The sequence below is a fragment of the Fibrobacter sp. UWT3 genome (assembly GCF_900230125.1).
Lineage (GTDB): Bacteria > Fibrobacterota > Fibrobacteria > Fibrobacterales > Fibrobacteraceae > Fibrobacter.
Genome location: NZ_OCSS01000001.1, coordinates 309,929 through 331,267, shown reverse-complemented (window position 1 = coordinate 331,267; position 21,339 = coordinate 309,929). Strand labels below are relative to the sequence as shown.

13 protein-coding genes are annotated in these 21,339 nt (G+C 55.3%); 7 read left to right on the top strand and 6 right to left on the bottom strand.

Going from position 1 to position 21,339, the window contains the following annotated elements; translation table 11 throughout:
- Window positions 1-38: 38 nt before the first annotated feature.
- Complete coding sequence (locus CRO08_RS01320; protein ID WP_176495018.1) at window positions 39-1,046, top strand: aldose 1-epimerase; 1,008 nt, start codon at window positions 39-41, stop codon at window positions 1,044-1,046.
- A gap of 31 nt (window positions 1,047-1,077) precedes the next feature.
- On the opposite strand, the gene purF is transcribed toward CRO08_RS01320, so the two are convergent.
- Window positions 1,078-2,463, bottom strand: coding sequence for an amidophosphoribosyltransferase (gene purF / locus CRO08_RS01315; protein ID WP_097034752.1), 1,386 nt, complete (start codon window positions 2,461-2,463; stop codon window positions 1,078-1,080).
- Between the two features lie 526 nt (window positions 2,464-2,989).
- On the opposite strand from purF, the gene carA reads away from it, so the two are divergent.
- Genes carA through carB form a run of 3 tightly spaced genes read left to right on the top strand, consistent with a single transcriptional unit; the run spans window position 2,990 to window position 9,174 of the window.
- Entirely contained in the window at window positions 2,990-4,177 is a 1,188-nt protein-coding gene (gene carA, locus CRO08_RS01305) for a glutamine-hydrolyzing carbamoyl-phosphate synthase small subunit (RefSeq protein ID WP_097034750.1), read from the top strand.
- Entirely contained in the window at window positions 4,170-5,894 is a 1,725-nt protein-coding gene (locus CRO08_RS01300; protein WP_255252197.1) for a CTP synthase, read from the top strand. Before carA ends, CRO08_RS01300 begins: the two co-directional genes overlap by 8 nt.
- Window positions 5,887-9,174, top strand: a complete 3,288-nt coding sequence (gene carB / locus CRO08_RS01295; protein WP_097034749.1) for a carbamoyl-phosphate synthase large subunit — start codon at window positions 5,887-5,889, stop codon at window positions 9,172-9,174. Before CRO08_RS01300 ends, carB begins: the two co-directional genes overlap by 8 nt.
- A gap of 65 nt (window positions 9,175-9,239) precedes the next feature.
- On the opposite strand, the gene CRO08_RS01290 is transcribed toward carB, so the two are convergent.
- The gene (locus CRO08_RS01290; RefSeq protein ID WP_072813443.1) at window positions 9,240-9,428 is read right to left on the bottom strand and encodes a hypothetical protein; all 189 of its coding nucleotides are present in this window, start codon (window positions 9,426-9,428) and stop codon (window positions 9,240-9,242) included.
- Entirely contained in the window at window positions 9,415-9,873 is a 459-nt protein-coding gene (locus CRO08_RS01285; RefSeq protein ID WP_255252196.1) for a hypothetical protein, read from the bottom strand. Before CRO08_RS01285 ends, CRO08_RS01290 begins: the two co-directional genes overlap by 14 nt.
- Window positions 9,874-10,433: 560 nt before the next feature.
- Here CRO08_RS01285 and CRO08_RS01280 point away from each other — a divergent pair.
- The 3 genes from CRO08_RS01280 (at window position 10,434) to CRO08_RS01270 (ending at window position 12,830) form a co-directional block, all read left to right on the top strand.
- Window positions 10,434-10,913 (top strand): GNAT family N-acetyltransferase, encoded by a 480-nt coding sequence (locus tag CRO08_RS01280; RefSeq protein ID WP_097035681.1) that lies wholly within the window; start codon window positions 10,434-10,436, stop codon window positions 10,911-10,913.
- A gap of 252 nt (window positions 10,914-11,165) precedes the next feature.
- The gene (locus CRO08_RS01275; protein ID WP_097034748.1) at window positions 11,166-11,507 is read left to right on the top strand and encodes a P-II family nitrogen regulator; all 342 of its coding nucleotides are present in this window, start codon (window positions 11,166-11,168) and stop codon (window positions 11,505-11,507) included.
- A gap of 57 nt (window positions 11,508-11,564) precedes the next feature.
- Window positions 11,565-12,830: an ammonium transporter gene (locus CRO08_RS01270; protein ID WP_072808933.1), complete on the top strand. Its 1,266-nt coding sequence runs from the start codon at window positions 11,565-11,567 to the stop codon at window positions 12,828-12,830.
- A gap of 130 nt (window positions 12,831-12,960) precedes the next feature.
- On the opposite strand, the gene CRO08_RS01265 is transcribed toward CRO08_RS01270, so the two are convergent.
- The 3 genes from CRO08_RS01265 to gltB form a co-directional block, all read right to left on the bottom strand.
- Window positions 12,961-14,991: an NAD(+) synthase gene (locus CRO08_RS01265; RefSeq protein WP_097034747.1), complete on the bottom strand. Its 2,031-nt coding sequence runs from the start codon at window positions 14,989-14,991 to the stop codon at window positions 12,961-12,963.
- A gap of 89 nt (window positions 14,992-15,080) precedes the next feature.
- On the bottom strand, window positions 15,081-16,445 hold the full coding sequence (locus CRO08_RS01260; RefSeq protein ID WP_097034746.1) for a glutamate synthase subunit beta: 1,365 nt from the start codon (window positions 16,443-16,445) through the stop codon (window positions 15,081-15,083).
- A gap of 172 nt (window positions 16,446-16,617) precedes the next feature.
- On the bottom strand, window positions 16,618-21,036 hold the full coding sequence (gltB, locus tag CRO08_RS01255) for a glutamate synthase large subunit (protein WP_097034745.1): 4,419 nt from the start codon (window positions 21,034-21,036) through the stop codon (window positions 16,618-16,620).
- Window positions 21,037-21,339: the final 303 nt, after the last annotated feature.

Genomic DNA, 21,339 nt, shown 5'->3' with positions numbered 1-21,339 from the left:
GACCAATGACTAGTGACCTTTTTTCTATCTTAAAAAACATGAGCAACTTCAAACTGATTTCCCGCCCTATCGGCACAGTGCAGTGTTTTGTCCTCCAGCGCGACGACGGCGCTGAATTCGAAATCCTTTCGGGCTACGGCGGCGGGCTCAACGCCTGGCGCATCCCCGTCGCAAACTTTGCCTCCGCGGGCAAATCACCCGAGGCTAGCGCCGGCAAAAAAACGCTCGACCTGCTCTACGGTTACCGCGAAGGCGACGACATCTTCAAGATGGGCCCAGACACCAACGCGGGCTGCAGGCTAGCCCCCTACCCCGGGCGCACCGCCTACGCGAAGTTTACCTGGCTCGGGAACACCTATCAGCTCATCAACAACGTAAGCTGGGCCCCGCACGCCCTGCACGGTTTTTTGCAGAACCAGGAATGGAAATTCGAGCGTTTCGAAAGCGATAACGAAAGTTGCTCTGCCGTTTTTACCTGCGACTGGCCGGGTGCCTTCGCGGGATTCCCCTTCCCGTTTCGCGCTACAAACAAAATAACGTTCTCCGGGAACACCTACAAGGTTGAATCGACCGTAGAGAACACGGGCAAAACGGACATGCCCTATTCCGAAGGCTGGCACCCGTACTACATGCTGGGCGAAAAAATCAACGACCTGGTAATGACACTCCCGGAATCGCTCCTTGCGGAACTCGACAGCGCAGACCTCCCGACGGGCAACTTCCATGCGGACACGCGCTTTACTGCAGGCCGCAAGATTAACGACGAGTTCATCAACGACTGCTTCTGCCTCGTGGACAACAGTAATCCGGGAGAAGCAGGAAGAGGCGTCGTTACGCTCGAAGGCAAGAACGGCAAGCTCACCATCTGGCAGGACTCCCGCCTCGGGCAGTACAACGCCATCCAGATTTACACGCCCCCGACCCGCGAGAGCATCGCCATCGAGCCCATGACATCGGAGCCCGACGCACTGAATCACCACCGCGGACTCATCGTAATCCCGCCCGGCGAAAAACGCACGTTTACCTTCGGCGCGGAATACAAGTAATCCTTCGGCAAACGAAGTTTGCCTCGCACACTTACCCGCACCGGGTCTTTGTCAAATCACTTCCGATGTAGTCGGGATAGTTGTTGTCGAAACAGGCGGCGCAGTAATGCTCGCCCTCGCCGGTGCATTCCTTCATGCCCTCGACGCTCAGGTAGCCGAGGCTTTCGACGCCCAGCATCTTGGCGATTTCGTCGGGAGTCATGGAGCTTGCGGCCAGTTCGCCCTGGCTCGGGAAATCCATGCCAAAGAAGCAGGGGTGCGCCACCGGAGGCGATGCTATGCGGATGTGGACTTCGAGAGCGCCCGCGTCGCGCAACATTCGGGAAAGAATCTTGAGCGTCGTGCCGCGAACGATGGAATCTTCCACCACGCACACGCGCTTGTTCTTGAGCACGCCCTCGATGGGGTTGAACTTGAGCTTGACCTTCTGCTCGCGCACGTTCTGTGTAGGGTCAATGAAGGTGCGGCCCACGTAGTGGTTACGGAGAAGCCCGATTTCAAAGCGGATGCCGCTGGCTTGCGAATAACCTAACGCAGCCGTGGTTGCGCTGTCGGGTACAGAAATCACGATATCTGCATCTACAGGGCATTCCTTCGCAAGTTGCTTTCCCATCTTGCGGCGAATCTTGTCACAACTTTGTTCGAAAATCTTGGAATCTGGGCGACTGAAGTAGATGTACTCGAAAATGCAATGGGCCAGCCTGTCCTTGTGGGTAAAGCGCTCGGAGTGCAGCCCGTTCTGGGTGATGGTCAAGAACTCGCCGGGCTGGATGTCGCGCACGTAGTTTGCACCCAGCAGGTCAAATGCGCAGGTTTCGCTGGCGACACACCAGGCCTTGCCCATGCGGGCAAGCGAAAGCGGGCGGAACCCGAAGCCGTCGCGGGCCACGAACATGGTGTCCTTGCTGATAAACACGAGGCAGAAACTGCCCGTGAATTTCGTGATGGCTTTCTTGATGGCCTCTCCCAGGGAGTCCGCCTCGGTGCGGGCGATTTCGTGCAAGAGAATTTCGGAATCGGAGGTGGTCTGGAAAATGTGCCCTTCGCTTTCCATTTCGGCGCGGAGTTCGGTGGCGTTGGTGATGTTTCCGTTGTGGGCCACCGCGAGCTGCCCCCACTTGCAACTCACCAGAATCGGCTGGGCGTTGGCGAGGGTCGATGCCCCGGTAGTGCTGTAACGCACGTGGCCAATGCCAGCAAAGCCGTCAAATTCGTCGATGTTGTGTTCCCGGAGGAGGGTGGATACAAGCCCCATGGACTTGCGGACGCGAACCTTGTCTCCGTCGGTGACCGCGAACCCGGCGCTTTCCTGACCGCGGTGCTGCAGGGCGTAAAGCCCCATGGTTATATTCCTCACGACGGTATCGCCATTGTAAATGCCGATGACGCCGCATTCTTCGTGTAATTCGTCGAGCATAACGCCTCTCTGAAATTTATGTCTCCCCTACCTCGAAGGTCATAGCCCACCCGTTCGGGTGCAAGCAGGGAAACGGACGCGCCAGGCGTGCAAAAATCGTGCCATTTTATGGTTCGAGGGGGCAAAAAAAGGTGCAGTGCAGGCGCATGCGTCGCATAACCGAAAATTTTGGAACATGACCGGCATAATGTCGAAATTCGGCTTTACATTTTATGTAAGATAAATCTCAAAAAATACAAAAATTGTAAAGAAATTGGCCTTTTCGGGCGAATTTCGCAAAAATTTTTCTTTTTTCATGCCTTACCAACGCCTTGGCAGAATGCTAGTTTTTGGTTCCGATGAAAATATCGGAATCCATCGAGGCACACATGAGTACCGCCGTTGCAAGCCACTCGCAACGGAACCAGGCGACTCTCCCCGGGCATCTGATTTTCATTCCTGTCTTTAAAGTTTTCAATCGTTTGGCAAAAGCTTCTGGCTTTTGCCTTTATTTTTATCCGGATTTTCATTACACAGCGAGCAATATATGACAGATAAATTCAACTGGAAAGCGAAACGCGAGAAGAAAGCGTTCTTGGCACTGGCGGATGGCGCCGTGTTCCACGGGTATGCCTTTGGAGAGGCTACCGATACCGTCGGCGAAGCGGTGTTCAACACCGGCATGGCGGGCTACAAGCAGATTTTGACGGACCCCTCCTATGCGGGGCAGTTCGTGGTGTTCACCACGGCAGAAGTCGGCGCATACGCTGCAAATCTCGAAAAGTCCGAATCCCGCGATGTGTTCCTGAACGGCATCGTCGTGAACTCGCTGGACGACGTGAGCAAGGAAATCGGCGAAGAGAGCCTGCACGACTACATGCTCGCCCACAAGAAGCCTGGCATCGCAGGCGTGGATACTCGCGCACTCACCATCCACCTGCGTGAACACGGCGCACAGAAAGCTTACCTCCACGTAGACGGCACCGACATGAGCGAAGCCGACGCGATTAAGAAAGCGAAAGAATGGGAAGGCCTCGACGGCCAGGATTACGCCAGCAAGGTCAGCGACCCGAAGGGCTACGAGTTCAGTACCGAAGGCGACTTGAACGTGGTCGCGCTCGATTTCGGTATCAAGACGAACATCTTGAGAAATCTCGCAGAACAAAACATGAAGGTGACGGTGCTTCCGATCAATGCCACCTACGAACAAATTATGGCGAAGAATCCGGACGGAGTTTTCCTCTCGAACGGCCCTGCCGACCCGAACAGCCTCCCGCAAGTGGCTGCAGTCGTAAAGCAGCTTTTGGGCAAGGTCCCGCTGATGGGCATCTGCCTCGGTAACCAGCTCTTGGGTCTTGCGCTCGGCGCGAAAGTTTCCAAACTCAAGTTCGGCCATCACGGTTGCAACCATCCGGTAAAGAACTTGAAGACCGGCGCCGTGGAAATCACGAGCCAGAACCACAACTACGCTATTGAAGAAGCGTCGCTCCCCACGAATGTAGAAGTCACGCACATCAACCTGAACGACAACACGGTCGAGGGCATCCGCCATAAGGAACTCCCCGCATTCAGCGTGCAGTACCACCCGGAATCCGCTCCGGGCCCGAACGATTCCTACTACCTGTTCGGTGAATTCAGACAAATGATTTTGGACTTTAAGGCCCGCGCGGGCAAGGATTGCGCTTGTATGAATGGTGCGGGTAAGGAATGCGCCGGGGAGGTGAAAAATGGCTAAGGCAACTGCAAAGAAACAGACCAAGTACATCTTCATTACCGGCGGCGTGGTCAGTTCCCTCGGTAAAGGCATCACCTCCGCATCGCTCGCGCTGCTGCTCAAGAGCCGCGGCTACAAGGTGTTCATGCAGAAGCTGGACCCGTACCTGAACGTGGACCCGGGCACCATGAGCCCTTACCAGCACGGCGAAGTTTTCGTAACCGACGACGGCTACGAAACCGACCTTGACCTGGGCCACTACGAACGCTTCGCAGGCGTGCAATGTTCCAAGGCCTCCAGCTACACTTCGGGCCGCATCTATTCTTCCGTGCTCGCGAAGGAACGCGCCGGCAAGTACCTGGGCGGTACGGTGCAGGTCATTCCGCACATCACCAACGAAATCAAGGACGCCTTCCGTTCTGCAGCCGAAAGCGGCGCAGACATCGTGCTCTGCGAAATCGGCGGTGTCGCAGGCGACATCGAATCGCTCCCGTTCCTCGAAGCCGCAAGACAGTTCCGCTTTGAAGTCGGCGTGGAAAACACCTGCTTTGTCCACCTGGTTCTCGTGCCCTACCTCAAGGCTGCCGGCGAACTCAAGACAAAACCCTCGCAGCACTCGGTTGCCGAACTCCGCAACATCGGTATCTTCCCGGACATTCTCGTGTGCCGCACTGAAATGACGATTCCGCAGGATCACTTGGACAAGCTTGCGCTCTTCTGCAACGTAAAACCCGAATGCGTCATCGAAGAAAAGGACGTGACGGATTCTGTGTACGCCGTGCCCCGCGAACTTTCCAAGCAGGAACTTGACCTCCGCGTGCTTGAACAGCTCCACTTGAGCGTACACCCCATCATCCACTCCGAATGGGACAAACTCGTCAAGAAGGCCACCCAGCCCAAGTACGAATGCACCATCGCGCTGGTGGGCAAGTACATCGCCATCCGTGATGCCTACAAATCCGTACACGAAGCCCTGCAACACGCCGGCATGGAACACAACGCCAAGGTGAAGGTGGAATGCATCGAGGCCGAAGAACTCGAAAAGAATCCGAACCTCATCAAGAATGCTGACGGCGTCCTGATCCCGGGCGGTTTCGGTAGCCGCGGCGTGAACGGCAAGTGCGTGGCCATTCGCTATGCCCGCGAGCACAAGATTCCGCTGCTGGGAATTTGTCTCGGTATGCAGTGTTGCGTGATTGAATTTGCGCGCAACGTGCTCGGCTGGAAGGACGCCAACTCCACAGAATTCGACGAAAAGACGGCCCACCCGGTCATCGACCTGATGGACGAACAGAAGAACGTCACCGAAAAGGGCGGCACCATGCGCCTCGGCGCTTACCCGTGCAAGCTCATGAAGGATTCCAACGCGGCAAAGCTCTACAAGAGCGAAAAGATCAGCGAACGTCACCGCCACCGCTACGAATTCAACTACAACAGCGAATTCCGCAAGGAACTCGAAAAGGCCGGCCTCAAGATTGCCGGCACATCGCCCGATGGCAAGCTCGTGGAAATGGTGGAAATCAAGAACCACCCCTACTTTGAAGCCTGCCAGTTCCATCCGGAATTCAAGAGCAGACCCACCGCGCCGCACCCGCTGTTCAGCGGGCTTGTAAAAGCGGCACTTGCACAGAAAAACGCATCAAAAAAAATGACAAAAGAGAAAGTAGATTCCCGCCTTCGCGGGAATGACAAGAATAACCGCGGGAATGACAAGAATGGAGGCAAGAAGAATGCCTAAGCGTACCGACATCAAGAAGATTATGCTCATTGGCTCCGGCCCGATTGTGATTGGCCAGGGCTGCGAATTCGACTACTCCGGCGTGCAGGCCTGCAAGGTGCTCCGCCGTGAAGGCTACGAAGTTGTGCTCGTGAACTCTAACCCGGCCACCATCATGACCGACCCCGAAATGGCCGACCGCACCTACATCGAGCCGCTGAGCGTCGACATTCTGCACGAAATCATCCGTCGCGAACGCCCCGATGCACTGCTCCCGACTCTCGGTGGCCAGACGGCTTTGAACCTCGCCATGGAACTCAACGAACGCGGCATTCTCGACCGCTACCAGGTGGAACTCATCGGCGCCAAGGCGCAGTCCATCCAGCGCGCCGAAGACCGTCACTTGTTCAAAGAAGCCATGCTCAAGATTGGCCTGGACCTTCCCCGCTCCGGTTCTGCACACTCCATGAGCGAAGCACTCGCCATCGCCCACACCATCGGAAGCTGGCCGCTCATCATCCGTCCGGGTTTCACTCTCGGCGGCACCGGCGGCGGTATCGCCCACAACCCTGAAGAATTCGAGACCATCGTGAACCGCGGTCTTGACGCGTCGCTCAACAACGAAGTCCTTATCGAAGAATCGCTGCTTGGCTGGAAAGAATTCGAGATGGAAGTCATGCGCGACAAGAAGGGCAACGCCGTTATCGTGTGCTCCATCGAAAACCTCGACCCCATGGGCGTGCACACCGGCGACTCCATCACCGTCGCCCCGATCCAGAGCCTTGATGACCGTGCCTACCAGGCCATGCGTGACGACTCCCTGAAGGTCATGGAAGCCATCGGCGTCGAAACCGGCGGATCCAACGTGCAATGGGCAATCGAACCGAAGACCGGTCGCCGCATCATCATCGAAATGAACCCGCGCGTGAGCCGTTCTTCGGCTCTGGCCTCCAAGGCAACGGGCTTCCCCATCGCAAAGATTGCAGCGCTCCTCGCTGTGGGCTACACGCTCGACGAACTCCGCAACGACATTACGCAGACGACCCCGAGCTGCTTTGAACCGGCGCTCGACTACGTTGTCGTGAAGGTTCCGCGATTCACGTTCGAAAAATTCCCGAAGGCAGATTCTACGCTCGGCACCCAGATGAAGTCTGTGGGCGAAGCGATGGCCATCGGCACGAACTTCAAGCAGGCCATGCAGAAGGCCCTCCGCTCCCTCGAAACAGGATTCGGCGGATTCGGTGCCTGCGCCAAGTGCGAAAAGTTCAAGGAATACGACGACGAAACGCTCGCCAAGGAAGTCGCCCGCCCGAGCGCCGAACGCATCTTCGTGCTGCACGAAGCACTGCGCCGCAAGTGGGGTGTCGAGAAGTTGTACGAAATTACAAAAATTGACCGCTATTTCCTCCGCCACCTTGAAGAACTTGCCCTCTACGAAGACGAAATCCTTTCCGCAGGCTCGTTGGAAGCATTGGCAAAGGACCTGCCGCTCTTCCGCCAGGCAAAGGAACTCGGTTACAGCGATATCCAGATCGGTTACCTGTTCCACAAGACTCCCGAAGAAGTCATGGCGGTGCGCAAGCAGATTGGCCTTGTTCCGAGCTACTACTCCGTGGATACCTGCGCCGGCGAATTCGAAGCCATCACGCCGTATTACTACAGTTGCTACGCTTCGACAGGCTCAGCGCAGGCGCCTTTCAATGGCGAACCCGTCCGCGAAATTCCGGGTCATGGTCACAAGAAGCGCATCATGGTGCTGGGTGGCGGTCCGAACAGAATCGGTCAGGGTATCGAATTCGACTACTGCTGCTGCCACGCCGCCTTTACGCTGCGCCGCGAAGGCTACGAAGTCATCATGGTGAACTCCAACCCCGAAACGGTCTCTACCGACTACGACACTTCGGACAAACTATACTTTGAGCCGCTCACGCTCGAAGACGTGATGGGCATTTACGAACGCGAACAGTGCGCCGGCGTCATCGTGCAATTCGGTGGCCAGACTCCGCTGAACCTTGCCATGCGTCTCAAGAAGGCCGGTGCAAACGTCGTCGGCACGAGCCCCGAAGACATCGACCTCGCCGAAGACCGCGACTTCTTCAAGCAGCTGGTTGACAAGGTCGGCATCAAGCAGGCCGAAAGCGGCATCGCCCACAACGTGGAAGAAGCCCTCGCCATCGTCGAGAAAATCGGCTACCCCGTTTTGGTGCGCCCGAGCTTCGTTCTCGGCGGCCGTGGCATGGTGATTGTCTATAAGGAAAAGTACCTCCGCAAGTTCGTGGAAGAAGCCGCCGCTATTGGCGAAGGCAAGCCCATCCTCATCGACCGTTTCCTCGAAGACGCCACTGAACTCGACGTGGACTGCATCAGCGACGGCAAGCACACCGTGGTAGGCGCCATCATGGAACACGTGGAGCCCGCAGGCATCCACTCCGGCGACTCCGCAAGCGTCATCCCGCCGATGACCCTCTCCAAAGAAATCCAGGACAAGGTCCGCGCCTACGCCAAGGAATTCGCGAAGGAACTCCACGTTTGCGGCCTCATGAACATGCAGCTTGCCGTCAAGGATGGCGAACTCTACATGATCGAAGTGAACCCGCGCGCCTCCCGCACGGTGCCATTCGTGTCCAAGTCCATCGGCGTCCCGCTTGCAAGCTACGCTAGCCGCTGCATGCTGGGCGAAACCCTCGAACAGATTGGCTTTACCGAAGAAGTCCACGTGCCTTACGTGAGCGTCAAGGAAGCCGTCTTCCCGTTCGTCAAGTTCCCGGGTGTCGATATCACGCTTTCTCCGGAAATGAAATCCACCGGCGAAGTTATGAGCCTCGATCGCGACCGCGGTCTTGCCTACCTCAAGAGCCAGTTGGCATCGGGCAACAAGGTCCCGAGCCAGGGCAACATTTTCGTCTCGCTCAAGGACGAAGACAAGCAGAAGGCCGTCCCGCTCATTCGCCAACTCGTGAACCTCGGTTACGAACTGTACGCGACCCGCGGCACCTCTACGATGCTCTACAACGAAGGCATCAAGACCCGCGCCGTGTTCCGCATCTCCCGTGGCCGCCCGAACCTGCTCGACCTTATCCACGATAAGGAAGTGCAGTGGATCGTGAACACCACCGAAACCGGCGCCGAAGCCATGGTTGACGAAATCCAGATGCGCTCCAAGGCAGTCGTGTCCGGCATCCCCATCACCACGACCATCGCCGCCCTCACCTCCACCGTGGAAGGTCTCATGGACAAGCACGACTTCGGAAGATTCGAAGTGTGCAGCCTCCAAGAGTACCACAGGCACGTGAAGAAGTAAACCACGCCCTTTAAAACCAAAAGCGCAGACTCAACACGAGCCTGCGTTTTTTGCTTTAACTAACCCTATATCTTGAACTGGGCTATTTCTTCTTGAGAAAGACTACTGATGTCCTTGCCATTCCTGTCTGCATACCGAGCCAGTTCTAGCAGGTTCAACTTGCAGGGAGGAGCATTCCTGTACGGGTCGGGAACCGCCGAAAACGGAATCCGTACATCGGACAGAATGTCCTCAACCTTCTTAGTTCCATTCATAAGTGTACGTCTCCAACAATTTTTTTGCAGCAATCGGCCCCAAAATGAAATGATACGGATGAAGCGCGCCGATATGCGCACACCCTAATACGCCAATATAGTGATTTAGCAGTTCTTTGTTAAGGGCAAAACCGAAAATAACGCCATCGTAACCCCATTGTACAGATTTATCAACGGCAATGGCAAAAAGATGCCCACCAACGCCGCTATAGCGCTGTGAGCCATATACACGTTTATTGTTGTGCGGAGCAGTGCAGGCCCAGTGCAAGTACGCCGCCTTAGGCCCTTCATCATTTTTCACCCCGACCAGCCCCTGAATTTCGTTATTTTCCTTCAAGGCGAGAGCAAACACTTCAACATCGTTAGGGACCTCAATCCAGTCAATTCCCCAGCCGTTCTTTTCGTTGAACTTTTTCAGGAACGAGCGACTCTCAATCCTGAACACCACGGTTTCCTTGATTTCTCCGGTTTCGTTGTCCTTGAGGCAAGGAACAATCTCATCCAGTCAAATTCCGACACCACCGATTATTGCATCGCTATACATCTTTTACTCCTTCCCGCAAACAAGCTTAAAATTGCGGGTCTTTTGAATTCACGCTTAAAATATACATTCCTTAAATGTCATATTATGACAATCGGCAAAATTCGCGGAAATTTTGGAAATCTTGACGAAAATTGACCCCCGCAGGCGGTTGGAATCTGCTTTTTTACGCTTTTTTCTTGCCTTCCGGGCGTAGCGTCACCTTTTGACAGCGGAATAATCTATATTTTGAATGAAAATAGAGTTTTTGCTCTTGTTCTCCTCTTGAAAACTAGACTCTTTCAGTCACGGCAGACAACGCCATAATAACGCCAACGGACACTCTGGTCCATAGAGCATGATTCATAAAACCACTCCTTTTGGATTTTCTATTCCAGAAAATACTTTCAAAAAAACTGTTCCGATTGCATGTAAACTTTTTTCCGTTGACATCGCTGTCCACAAAAAATTCTATGTTCTCCAATATGCTTATCAGGCAATACAACGAAATGGACCTTGCGGCAATGATCCGCATCTGGAACGAGGTGGTCGAAGAAGGCATCGCCTTCCCGCAAGAGGACTTGCTCACGCCCGAAACCGGCAGGCAGTTCTTTGCCGCACAGACTTACTGCGCCGTCGCCGAAGAGGGCGGCAAGATTTTCGGGCTGTACATACTGCACCCGAATAACGTGGGACGTTGCGGGCACATTTCAAATGCGAGCTACGCGGTCGCTTCGGAATCCAGGGGCAAGCACATCGGCGAAATGCTCGTGAAGGACTGTCTCGAACAAGCTAAAAAGCACGGCTTCGGAGTCTTGCAGTTCAATGCCGTCGTCGAAAGCAACACGCATGCGCGGCACCTGTACGAACGCCTCGGGTTTGTCCAGCTCGGAACCATCCCGAAAGGTTTCCGAATGAAGAACGGGCATTACGAAAACATCTGCCCGTACTATCACGAACTGTAATTCTCTTCCGCAAAAAAAACAAGATTACTTTATTCGTCACACCCTGTCCTTGCGCGGCAGGAATTTTACGTTTTTTGAATATTATTCAATAAACGAAAAACATTATCCGTAAAGCCAGCGCAGTTTTCTTTCATTTTCCCCGCGATTTCGCCGTTTTTCGCGAAATTTCGCGCATTTCTCTTTTTTGGCACGCTCTTTGCATAGAGGGGGTGAATTCCAAAATTCCTTGGAATCAAACAAGGACAAAAAAAAATGAAACTCGTTACGGCCTACATCCAACCCGAACGACTGAACCTCGTGAAGCAAGCGCTTTACGAAAACAACATTTTCAAGATGTCAGTTACCAACGTGCTCGGCTGCGGCCAGCAGAAGGGCTATAACCAGCGCTTCCGCGGCGTGGTGACCGAGGTGAATTTGCTCAAGAAGATTTGCCTCAAGATTGCGGTAAACGATGATTTCGTGCAGCCCTGCATCGACGCCATCATCAAGGGCGCGCGCTCCGGCGAAATCGGTGACGGAAAGATTTTCGTCACAAGCCTTGAACAGTGCATCCGCATCCGCACCGGAGAAACGGGCCCGGAGGCAATCGGTTAGACGAAAGAAAGGCGTTTCGCGCCTACAGACGAAAGATCAATCAAAAGGATTTAAAGAATGAACGAAGTTACACAAGTCGTACCTGTCAGCGACGCAATCTTTATGACAGAAAACATCTGGATCATGATCAGCGCCATGCTGGTGTTCATCATGGGTCTTGGATTCGCCTGCGTTGAAGCGGGCCTCGTGCGCGCCAAGTGCGCTGCCAACGTCGCCTTCAAGAACATCGCGGTCCCCGCCATAGGCATCACGATGTACGCCCTACTAGGCTTCGGCCTCATGTATCCGGGAACCTTCAACGGGATTCTCGGTTTCGCGGGCTTTGGCATTGGCGACTGGGCCAACCCGGCAAGCTTCACCTCTGCCTACAACGGCCACTTTACTTTGTTTGCAGACTGGCTTTTCCAGGCAATGTTTGCAGCGACCGCAGCAACGATTGTCTCGGGTGCCGTGGCCGAACGTGTGAAACTCAATTCCTTCCTGGTCTTCACCATTGTCTACGTGGCTCTCGTCTACCCGATTGTGGGTAGCTGGACATGGGGCGGCGGCTGGCTTTCGACCATCGGCAAGGCTGGTTTCCACGACCTCGCCGGTTCTACCCTCGTGCACTCCGTGGGCGGCTGGGCAGCACTTGCCGGCGTAATGATTCTCGGGCCCCGTATCGGCAAGTACGTGAACGGCAAGGTGCACGCCATTCCTGCACACAACATCCCGCTTGCAACCATCGGTGTATTCATGCTGTGGTTCGGTTGGTGGGGATTCAACGCAGGTTCCGCACTCAGTGGCGACCCGAAGGCCACTAGCTGGATTCTCGTGACCACGAACCTCGCCGCCGTCGCAGGTATCATTACCGCAACGCTCACGAGCTGGATCGTCTCGAAGAAGCCTGACGCCACCATGGCTCTCAACGGATGCCTTGCCGGCCTCGTGGCAATCACAGCCGGTGCAGACGTGGTAACCCCGCTCTCTTCCTGGATTATCGGTGCCATCGCTGGCGTGCTCGTAGTCGGCGCAGTATTCATGTTCGACCGCCTGCACTTGGACGACCCGGTCGGCGCCCTCTCTGTTCACCTGGTGAACGGCGTGTGGGGTACGATTGCCGTGGGTATCTTTGACATGACGGGCGATTACAGCGTGCTCACGCAGCTCATCGGTGTTGCCGCCTACGCCCTACCCTGCTTCGCCGGCGCTAGCCTGATATTCTTCGTCATCAAGAAGACAATGGGCCTGCGCGTCACGGAAAGGCAAGAACTCCGCGGCCTCGACCAAAGCGAACACGGACAAGAATCCTACAGCGGATTCCAAATCTTCAGCAACATGTAATCCATTTATCCATAATCCACGTACTCCGCAAAACGAAGAAGCCCCGGGACGAACGTCTCGGGGTTTTTGCGATTTAGACTAAAATAAAAAAGCCTCGGCACGGAGGCATAAATACATACATTTTTTTTGATTAGATTTCCTTGAGCCAATCCCCAAAACTTGCGTCGCTGGGCATACGCCAGTCGGCGCGGGGCGACAGCGAGATGGTTCCGACCTTCGGGCCGTCGGGAATGCAACTGCGCTTGAACTGCTGCGTAAAGAAGCGCCTGATAAAGATGGCGAGCGCCTTGTAGATTTCTTCGTCAGTATGCTTGTTTGCAAATGCGTATTTCGCGAGGTAGCGGAGTTTTTCGGGAGAGGCTCCGTATTTCGCAAAGTGGTAAAGGAAAAAGTCATGGAGTTCGTAAGCACCGAGAATGCTCTCCGTCTTTTGCGCAATCTGGCCACTTGAATCGGCGGGCAAAAGTTCCGGAGAGACGGGCGTGTCGAGGATGTCGCGGAGGACCGCGGCAAGTTCTGCGCCTTTTTCGCGGGTTTCAAGATGCGCACCGGTTTCACTCGGGGCAAGATGCGTGCCGAATTCGCTCGGGTTGCGAACAGCGCGGTCGGCGTACCAGTTCACAATGTGGCGCACGAGCGTCTTGGGAATATCGCAGTTCACCGCATACATGGACATGTGATCGGCATTGTAAGTGCTCCAGCCGAGCGCAATTTCGGAGAGGTCACCCGTGCCGATAACGATTCCGCCTTCGCTGTTCGCGATATCCATCAGGATTTGCGTGCGTTCGCGGGCCTGGACGTTCTCGTAAGTCACGTCGAGCTTTTGCGGGTCGTGCCCGATGTCGGCAAAATGCTGGAGGCATGCCTTCTGGATATCAATGGTGCGCAGTTCCACGCCCAGGAGTTTCGCGAGTTCAACTGCATTGTTCCTGGTGCGATGTGTTGTCCCGAATCCGGGCATCGTGAGCGCAAGGATTTCTTTTGCAGGGCGGTTCAGCAGTTTGAACGTTTCCGCAACCACAAGAAGCGCAAGCGTAGAATCAAGCCCGCCGCTCAGGCCAATTACAGCACGCTTGCTTCGGGTCGCCTCCAGGCGCTTGGCAAGCCCTGCACACTGTATGTTAAAAATCTCGGTGCAAGATGTATCGCGGGTTTCCGTATTCCCTGGCACAAAGGGCGTCGGCGAAACATAGCGGTACAGGAGCGTATTGCAACCACGCAGGCAGTCAAGAGTCGCCGCACGCGCAATAATGGCACGGCTGTCAAAATCCTGGAACGAACCTTCGCTCAGACGCTGCATATTCAGGCGTTCCACGTCCACATCGGCATACACGATTTCAGTTTCCCGCGAGAAAGGCTTGCTTTCGGCGAGCATGCTCCCGTTTTCTGCAATCATCAGGTGGCCACTGAAGACCATGTCCGTTGTAGATTCATGCACTCCGGCAGAGGCGTACACGTAGGCCGCCATGCAGCGTGCCGACTGGTTCATCACCAGGTTCCTGCGGTAATCGCACTTGCCTACCAGCGCATCGCTCGCCGAGAGATTCACGATGACGTTCGCACCTGCAAGGGCAAGTTCCCCGCTCGGTGGCGCAGGCGTCCACAGGTCTTCGCAAAGTTCCACGCCTATGCGAACTTCAGAACCAGAACCCTTCACCGTGATGAAATTCGTGACAGGGACTTCGCCTGCGCCTTCTATAAAGCACGTCACGGCGCCCGCGGAATTCCCGGCCGAAATTCCACACGATCCGCGCAACAAATCGCGCCCGCTGGAAAAATGCCGTTTCTCGTAGAACTCGCGCTGGTTCGGCAAGTGAATCTTGGGCGTAATTGCAACAACGCGCCCGTGCTGCACAAAGGCAGCGCAGTTATACAGCCTTCCGAATATGCGCAAAGGCAGGCCCACCGCAATCACGGCGTCGCTTTCTTTTAAGGCGTCCGCAATCCGCACCAGCGAGCGGGTGCTGTTCAGCAAAAGCAGTTCCTGGTGGAACAAGTCGCTGCAAGTATAGCCCGTAATGCAAAGTTCCGGGAAAACGACAAAAGCCGCCCCGTTAGAGGCAGCAATTTTCGCGCTCCTGATGATTTCCTCGGTATTGTAGGCGGTATCGGCCACCTTCAACACCGGAGAAACGCATGCGAATCGATAAAATCCAAACATGATTCCGTGCGCAGTTTATATTACAATAATCAGTTGCAGTTTATATTACGACAAACATTTTCATTCCCGCAAGAATCAACAGGCGGTCGTTACTTCAGCGCTGCGACTTTCGCCTTAGCGTCGGCCATGGCGCGGACCACAAGGGACGCGCCATTTGCGCAGTCGCCCACCGCATGGATGTGTCGGGCAGGATCTGCGATAATTGCCGTACGCGGAGTGAGTTGCAGGCCCAGGTCGTTCACGATGCCTTCGGCAGGCACACCGGTGAATCCCATCGCGAGCACCACCAGGTCGGTATCGATGACTTCAGTAGAATTCGGGACTTCAGCAGGCTTGAGCGGGCGACCCTGCGGGGACATTTCCCATTCTACGCGAACCGCTTCTACGCCTGCCACGCGACCGTCCTTCACAATGAACTGCTTGGAAGAAACATTCCAGCGGCGTTCACCGCCTTCGTGCTGAGCGTAGCTCGTGCGCAGCATGTACGGCCAGTCGGGCCACGGCGTAGACGGGGAACGTTCCTCGGGAGGCTTGGGCATGAATTCCACCTGGAGCACGCTTTCGCAGCCTTCACGGATGGCCTTGCCCACGCAGTCGTTACCCGTATCGCCACCGCCAATTACCAGGACCTTGCGGCCCTTCGCGCTGAACTTTTCGGGATTGCTTTCACCCGGCATTTCGGCACCGTGCAAAAAATCGAGGGCAAGGAAAATTCCTTCGGCTTCGCGGCCAGGGATTTTCAAATCGCGGGCATTCGGCGTACCGATGGCGAGGAACACCTCGTCATAATTCTTGTGGACGTATTCTGCGGCAATGTCCTTGCCGATTTCGGTATTGTAGACAAACTTAATTCCGGCAGCTTCGAGCAGGGCGATGCGGCGGTCGATAATGGACTTGTCGAGTTTCCAGTTCGGGATGCCGTAGCGCAGCAGGCCACCCGCCTTCGCATGCTTCTCGAAGACCGTGACAGCATATCCCTTGCGGCGTAATGCCTCGGCAGCAAAGAGCCCCGAAGGACCAGAGCCGATGACGGCGGCAGACTTTCCATTGGGTTCAGCCGTCGGGAGCACCACGCGACCTTCCTCGAAGGCAGTCTCGATGATGAACTTCTCGATCTGGCGAACCATCACCGGGTCGTTATGCACGTTGCCGGTACAAGCGGACTCGCAAAGCGCGGGACAAACGCGGCCCGTAAACTCCGGGAAGAACGCCGTCTTGCTGATGATATCGTAGGCCCGTTCCGCATTCCCGGCAGCAATCGCCGCATTGAATTCGGGAACGAGGTTTCCGAGGGGGCAACCCGCACCATGGCAGAAGGGGATTCCGCAGGTATGGCAGCGTTCCGCCTGGCCGATGATTTCTATCGAGGTGAGCTTGCGCTCAACTTCGTTGTTGTCCTTGACACGCTCTTCGACAGGGCGGTAGATGTCTTGTATGCGATTAATTTGTTGCATATCAGATCTCTGGTTATAAATTTTCCTACGTGTCATTCTGAGCGAAGCCGTTAGGCGGAGTCGATATAGAATTGTTAGCAACTTGTTGCTCTACAATTCTTAGGTTCGAAGGAGCAGAATCTAACGAGCCTTGAGATCCTTCGACGCGCTACGCTTGCTCAGGATGACAACTTTAAGCCTTCTTCGCCAATGCGTTCCTGTAATCCACCGGGAAGATCTTCACGAATTTCGGGCGTTCGCTGTTCCAGTTTTCCAGAATGCGCTTGCCCTTCTCGCTGCCCGTCGCTTCAACGTGCTGCTTGATGATGTCGAGCAGTTCGCTTTCGCTCTCGGTACCCGGAAGCACGCTTTCAAGGTCGGCGGAATCCACGTTGCAGCTCAGGTCAAAGTGGCCAGTCTCATCATAGACATAGGCAAAGCCACCTGTCATACCCGCGGCGAAGTTCACGCCCACGCGGCCAAGTACCACAACGCGACCGCCCGTCATGTATTCGCAGCCGTGATCGCCCACGCCTTCGCTGACCAGGAGCATACCGGAGTTGCGGATGCCAAAGCGTTCGCCCGCGAGGCCGTTGATGAAAATCTTGCCCGAGGTTCCGCCATAACCGATGACGTTACCCGCGATCACGTTATCTTCGGCCTTGAAGCTTGCGTTGCTCGGCGGGCGCACGATAATCTTACCGCCCGAAAGACCCTTGCCCATAAAGTCGTTCGCTTCGCCCTGCAAATCGAGAGTGATACCCGGAGCGAGGAATGCACCGAAGCTCTGGCCCGCGACACCCTGCAGGTGAATCTTGATGGTATCTTCGGGGAGGCCCTTCACACCGAAGTGTTCATCCACCTCGCCGGAAAGTTCCGTACCCACCGTACGGTCAACGTTGTGCACCACCGTGCAAAGTTCCACCGAAGCGCCACTCTTGAGCGTGTCGGCCACAAACGGCAGGAGTTCACGACGGTCGAAGTTTTCAAGCGGTTCCTTCACGAAGTTCTTGTCGAAGGACTTGATGCCGCCATTGACGGTTTCGAAAATCTTGCTGAAGTCCAGGTTGTGCGCCTTGTAGAAGGCAATAGCTTCGTCCCGTTCCAGCAAGTCGCTACGGCCGCAGGCTTCGGCCAACGAGCGCAGGCCAAGGCTTGCGAGAATCTCGCGGACTTCGTCGGCAATGAAATAGAGGAAGTTTTCCACGTATTCGGGTTTGCCCGCAAAACGCTTGCGGTATTCAGGATCCTGCGTGGCGATACCCATGGGGCACTTGTTCGTATGGCACTTGCGGTCCATCACGCAACCGAGACTTACCAGCAGGTTTGTTGCAAATCCGAATTCTTCAGCACCGAGGAGGGCAGCCACCACCACGTCACGGCCCGTCTTGAGCTGGCCATCCACCTGGAGCTTGATGCGCCCGCGCAAATCGTTCAGCACCAGCGTCTGTTCCGCTTCGGCAATACCGAGTTCCCACGGGAGGCCTGCATGCTTGATGGAAGTGAGCGGAGATGCACCAGTACCGCCATCGTGACCGGAAATCAGCACCACGTCGGCATGGGCCTTCGCGACACCCGCGGCAATCGTACCCACGCCCACTTCGGACACGAGCTTCACGGAAACACGGGCCTTCGGGTTGGCGTTGCGCAGGTCATAAATGAGCTGCGCCAAATCTTCGATGGAGTAAATGTCGTGATGCGGCGGCGGAGAAATCAGCGACACATTCGGAATGCTGTGACGGATGCGCGCCACGAACTCGTTCACCTTGTGAGCCGGCAACTGGCCACCTTCACCGGGCTTTGCGCCCTGGGCCATCTTAATCTGCAAATCCTTTGCATGGCGCAGATAATCGATGGTTACGCCAAAGCGGCCCGAGGCAACCTGGCGAATCGCGGAACTGCGGATATCGCCGTTTGCAGCCGGAGTATCGCGGTCAGGGTCTTCACCACCTTCACCGCAGTTGCTCATGGCACCGATGCGGTTCATCGCAATGGCAATAGTCTCGTGGGCTTCCGGGCTCAAGGAGCCAAGGCTCATGGCACCCGCCACAAAATGCTTCACGATGGATTCGCGGCCTTCGACTTCACCAATATCGATCGGCGTTGCAGCCTTGAACTTGAAGAGCCCGCGCAAAGTCGCCTGACGTTCGGACTGGTCGTTAATCAGCTTGCTGTAGACCTTGAACTTCTCATAGTCGCCACCCTGCACCGCCTGGCGGAATGCGGCAAGAGACTGCGGAGTCCACAGGTGTTTCTCGCCTTCCTTGCGGAACGCATACTGGCCGCCCGACTGCAGCACCTTGCTTGCATCGGCAAAGGCAATCTTCTGGCGCTCGCCCACTTCACGGGCAATTTCTTCCAGGCCGATACCTTCGATACGGCTGGCCGTACCCGGCAAAAACTTCTCGATGAGTTCGTGATTCAGGCCCACGGCTTCGAAAATCTGAGCGCTGCGATAGCTGCGGAGGGTGGAGATACCCATCTTTGACATAATCTTGAGCAGCCCCTTATCGACAGCCTTTACATAATTTGCAGCAGCCGTCACCGGGTCCACATCCAGGTCGCCGTTGTGGCACATGTTGGTGATGCTTTCGAAGGCGAGATACGGGTTGATGACCGTGGCACCATAGCCGAGCAACAACGCAAAGTGCATCACTTCGCGCACTTCACCGCTCTGCACGATCAGGCCGATTTCGGGGCGAACACCCGCTTCCACCAGGGCACGGTTCACGCAAGCCGTCGCCAAGAGCGAAGGCATAGGCACGTAGCCCCAGTCGATGTTCTTGTCCGAAAGCACGATGATATCGTAGTGGTCGTTCACCGCACGCACGGCATCGCCGGCCAAATTCTGCAGGGCCGCTTCCAGCACGGAGCCGTCACCGCCCAGCGGGAACTGCATCTTGAGCACCTTCGCCTTGAACGCCTTGTCGCCGATATTTTCAAAGCGGCGGATTTCATCTTCGGTCACAATCGGGCGCGGAATCTTGATAAGGTGCGCCTGTTCCGGAGTTTCTTCCAGAATGTTGCCGTGGTTCCCGATGTATGTCGTAAGGCTCATCACCAGCTCTTCGCGAATCGGGTCAATCGGCGGGTTAGTCACCTGAGCGAACAGTTGCTTGAAGTAGTTGAACAGCGGTTGTGGCTTGTCCGAAAGTACAGCCAGTGCGGCATCGTTACCCATGGAGCCAATCGGCTCTGCCCCGTTCTTGGCCATAGGCTGCAAGATGATGGAGAGGTCTTCTGCAGAGTAGCCAAAACGCTTCTGCTGCACCAGAATGTCGTCGGGAACTTCGGACGGGTTGATTTCACTAAAGAGCCCGCGAACGCTCATCTTATTTTCGGCAACCCAGCGGCGGTAAGGCTTGGCGCGGGCCACCTGCGCCTTCATCTCCGCATTCTTCAGAATACGGTGGTTTTCCAAATCCAGATAAATGATTTCGCCGGGTTTGAGGCGGCCCTTTTCTTCCACCTCGTCATCACGCAAATCCAGCACGCCCGTCTCGGAGGCCATCACGAAAAGACCGTCTTTACACAGAGTGTAACGCGCCGGACGGAGGCCGTTGCGGTCGAGAATCGCACCCGCATTCACGCCATCGCTGAACGCCACGGCGGCCGGACCGTCCCACGGTTCCATAAGCATAGATTCGTATTCGAAGAACCCACGCACATCGCGACCCAAGTAATGCTTTTGGCCCCAAGCCTGCGGCATGAGCATCATCATCGCATGCGGAAGGCTACGACCCGCAGCGACGAGAAGCTCAAACATGTTGTCAAGGCTAGCCGAGTCACTCTGCCCCGCCGGAACCAGCGGCAAGAGCTTCTGCAAGTCATCGCCGATAATTTCGCTTTTCAGCTGCGGCTCGCGAGCGCGCAGGCTGTTCAGGTTACCGCGCAGGGTATTGATTTCGCCGTTATGAGCGAGGTAGCGGAACGGGTGCGCCAGCGGCCACGTGGGGAACGTATTCGTGGAGTAGCGCTGGTGAACAAGGGCAATCGGGCTCTCGAAATCGAGATCGTTCAGGTCCTTGTAGAAACTCTCAATCTGGCTGGCCAGAAGCAGGCCCTTATAGACGATGCTACGGCGGCTGCAGCTGCAAACATAAAGACCCTTGCAAGCCTTTTCCATCAGGCGACGCACCACATACAACTTAATATCAAATGCGCAGTCATTTTCAAAAGCGGAACCGTCAAAGAACACCTGGCGGATATGCGGCAAGGTCTCGCGGGCCGTGCGGCCAATCTTTTCGGGATTCACCGGCACCTCGCGGAAATTCAGCACCTTCACACCCTCGGCAGCGGCAATCTCCTTGATTTTCGCGTCAAAGGCATCCGCCGCAAGCGTGTTCTCCACAAAGAACATCGCCACGCCGTAACGCGCAGGCAGTTCCGGGTACAATTTGCAGAAAAACTTGTGAGGCATCGAAAGCAAGAGACCCGCACCGTCGCCGGTTTCCGGGTCTCCACTTGCTGCACCGCGGTGCATGAGCCTCTTCAAAACGGTAATGCCCTGCAGCACAATCTGGTGCGAGGCAACATTATTAATATTGGCGACCAGGCCAACACCGCAGGCGTCGTGTTCGTTGGCCGGATCGTAAAGTGCTTGAGCGTTCATACTCGTCCTTTCCTAATTTTGCGAATCATTCTCAAATTCGCGCATTATTCCTATTTTTGCGAAAAGGCTTTGCAAATTCCGTGCCAATTTCTGGAATTACCCGCCAATTATTGAAAAAGCGGAAAGAAAATGTAAAGAACGAAAGAATATCGCTCAAACTACACGCCTCTACATTTTCACTTTTCGTAAAAAGGAATTATGCAATTACAATTTTTGAAAATAGTTGGTGCTGCGGCTAGAACCTTTTTCAACAGCTTCAGATTTACGTTTTTCGTAATAGTAGAGAGAAATTTTCAAATTTTG

What these genes read in the sequence shown, in the direction of transcription:
- CRO08_RS01320 (WP_176495018.1), top strand. Translation starts at nt 39, where the DNA reads ATGAGCAACTTCAAACTGATTTCCCGCCCTATCGGCACAGTGCAGTGT.
- purF (WP_097034752.1), bottom strand. Translation starts at nt 2,463, where the DNA reads ATGCTCGACGAATTACACGAAGAATGCGGCGTCATCGGCATTTACAAT.
- carA (WP_097034750.1), top strand. Translation starts at nt 2,990, where the DNA reads ATGACAGATAAATTCAACTGGAAAGCGAAACGCGAGAAGAAAGCGTTC.
- CRO08_RS01300 (WP_255252197.1), top strand. Translation starts at nt 4,170, where the DNA reads ATGGCTAAGGCAACTGCAAAGAAACAGACCAAGTACATCTTCATTACC.
- carB (WP_097034749.1), top strand. Translation starts at nt 5,887, where the DNA reads ATGCCTAAGCGTACCGACATCAAGAAGATTATGCTCATTGGCTCCGGC.
- CRO08_RS01290 (WP_072813443.1), bottom strand. Translation starts at nt 9,428, where the DNA reads ATGAATGGAACTAAGAAGGTTGAGGACATTCTGTCCGATGTACGGATT.
- CRO08_RS01280 (WP_097035681.1), top strand. Translation starts at nt 10,434, where the DNA reads ATGCTTATCAGGCAATACAACGAAATGGACCTTGCGGCAATGATCCGC.
- CRO08_RS01275 (WP_097034748.1), top strand. Translation starts at nt 11,166, where the DNA reads ATGAAACTCGTTACGGCCTACATCCAACCCGAACGACTGAACCTCGTG.
- CRO08_RS01270 (WP_072808933.1), top strand. Translation starts at nt 11,565, where the DNA reads ATGAACGAAGTTACACAAGTCGTACCTGTCAGCGACGCAATCTTTATG.
- CRO08_RS01265 (WP_097034747.1), bottom strand. Translation starts at nt 14,991, where the DNA reads ATGTTTGGATTTTATCGATTCGCATGCGTTTCTCCGGTGTTGAAGGTG.
- CRO08_RS01260 (WP_097034746.1), bottom strand. Translation starts at nt 16,445, where the DNA reads ATGCAACAAATTAATCGCATACAAGACATCTACCGCCCTGTCGAAGAG.
- gltB (WP_097034745.1), bottom strand. Translation starts at nt 21,036, where the DNA reads ATGAACGCTCAAGCACTTTACGATCCGGCCAACGAACACGACGCCTGC.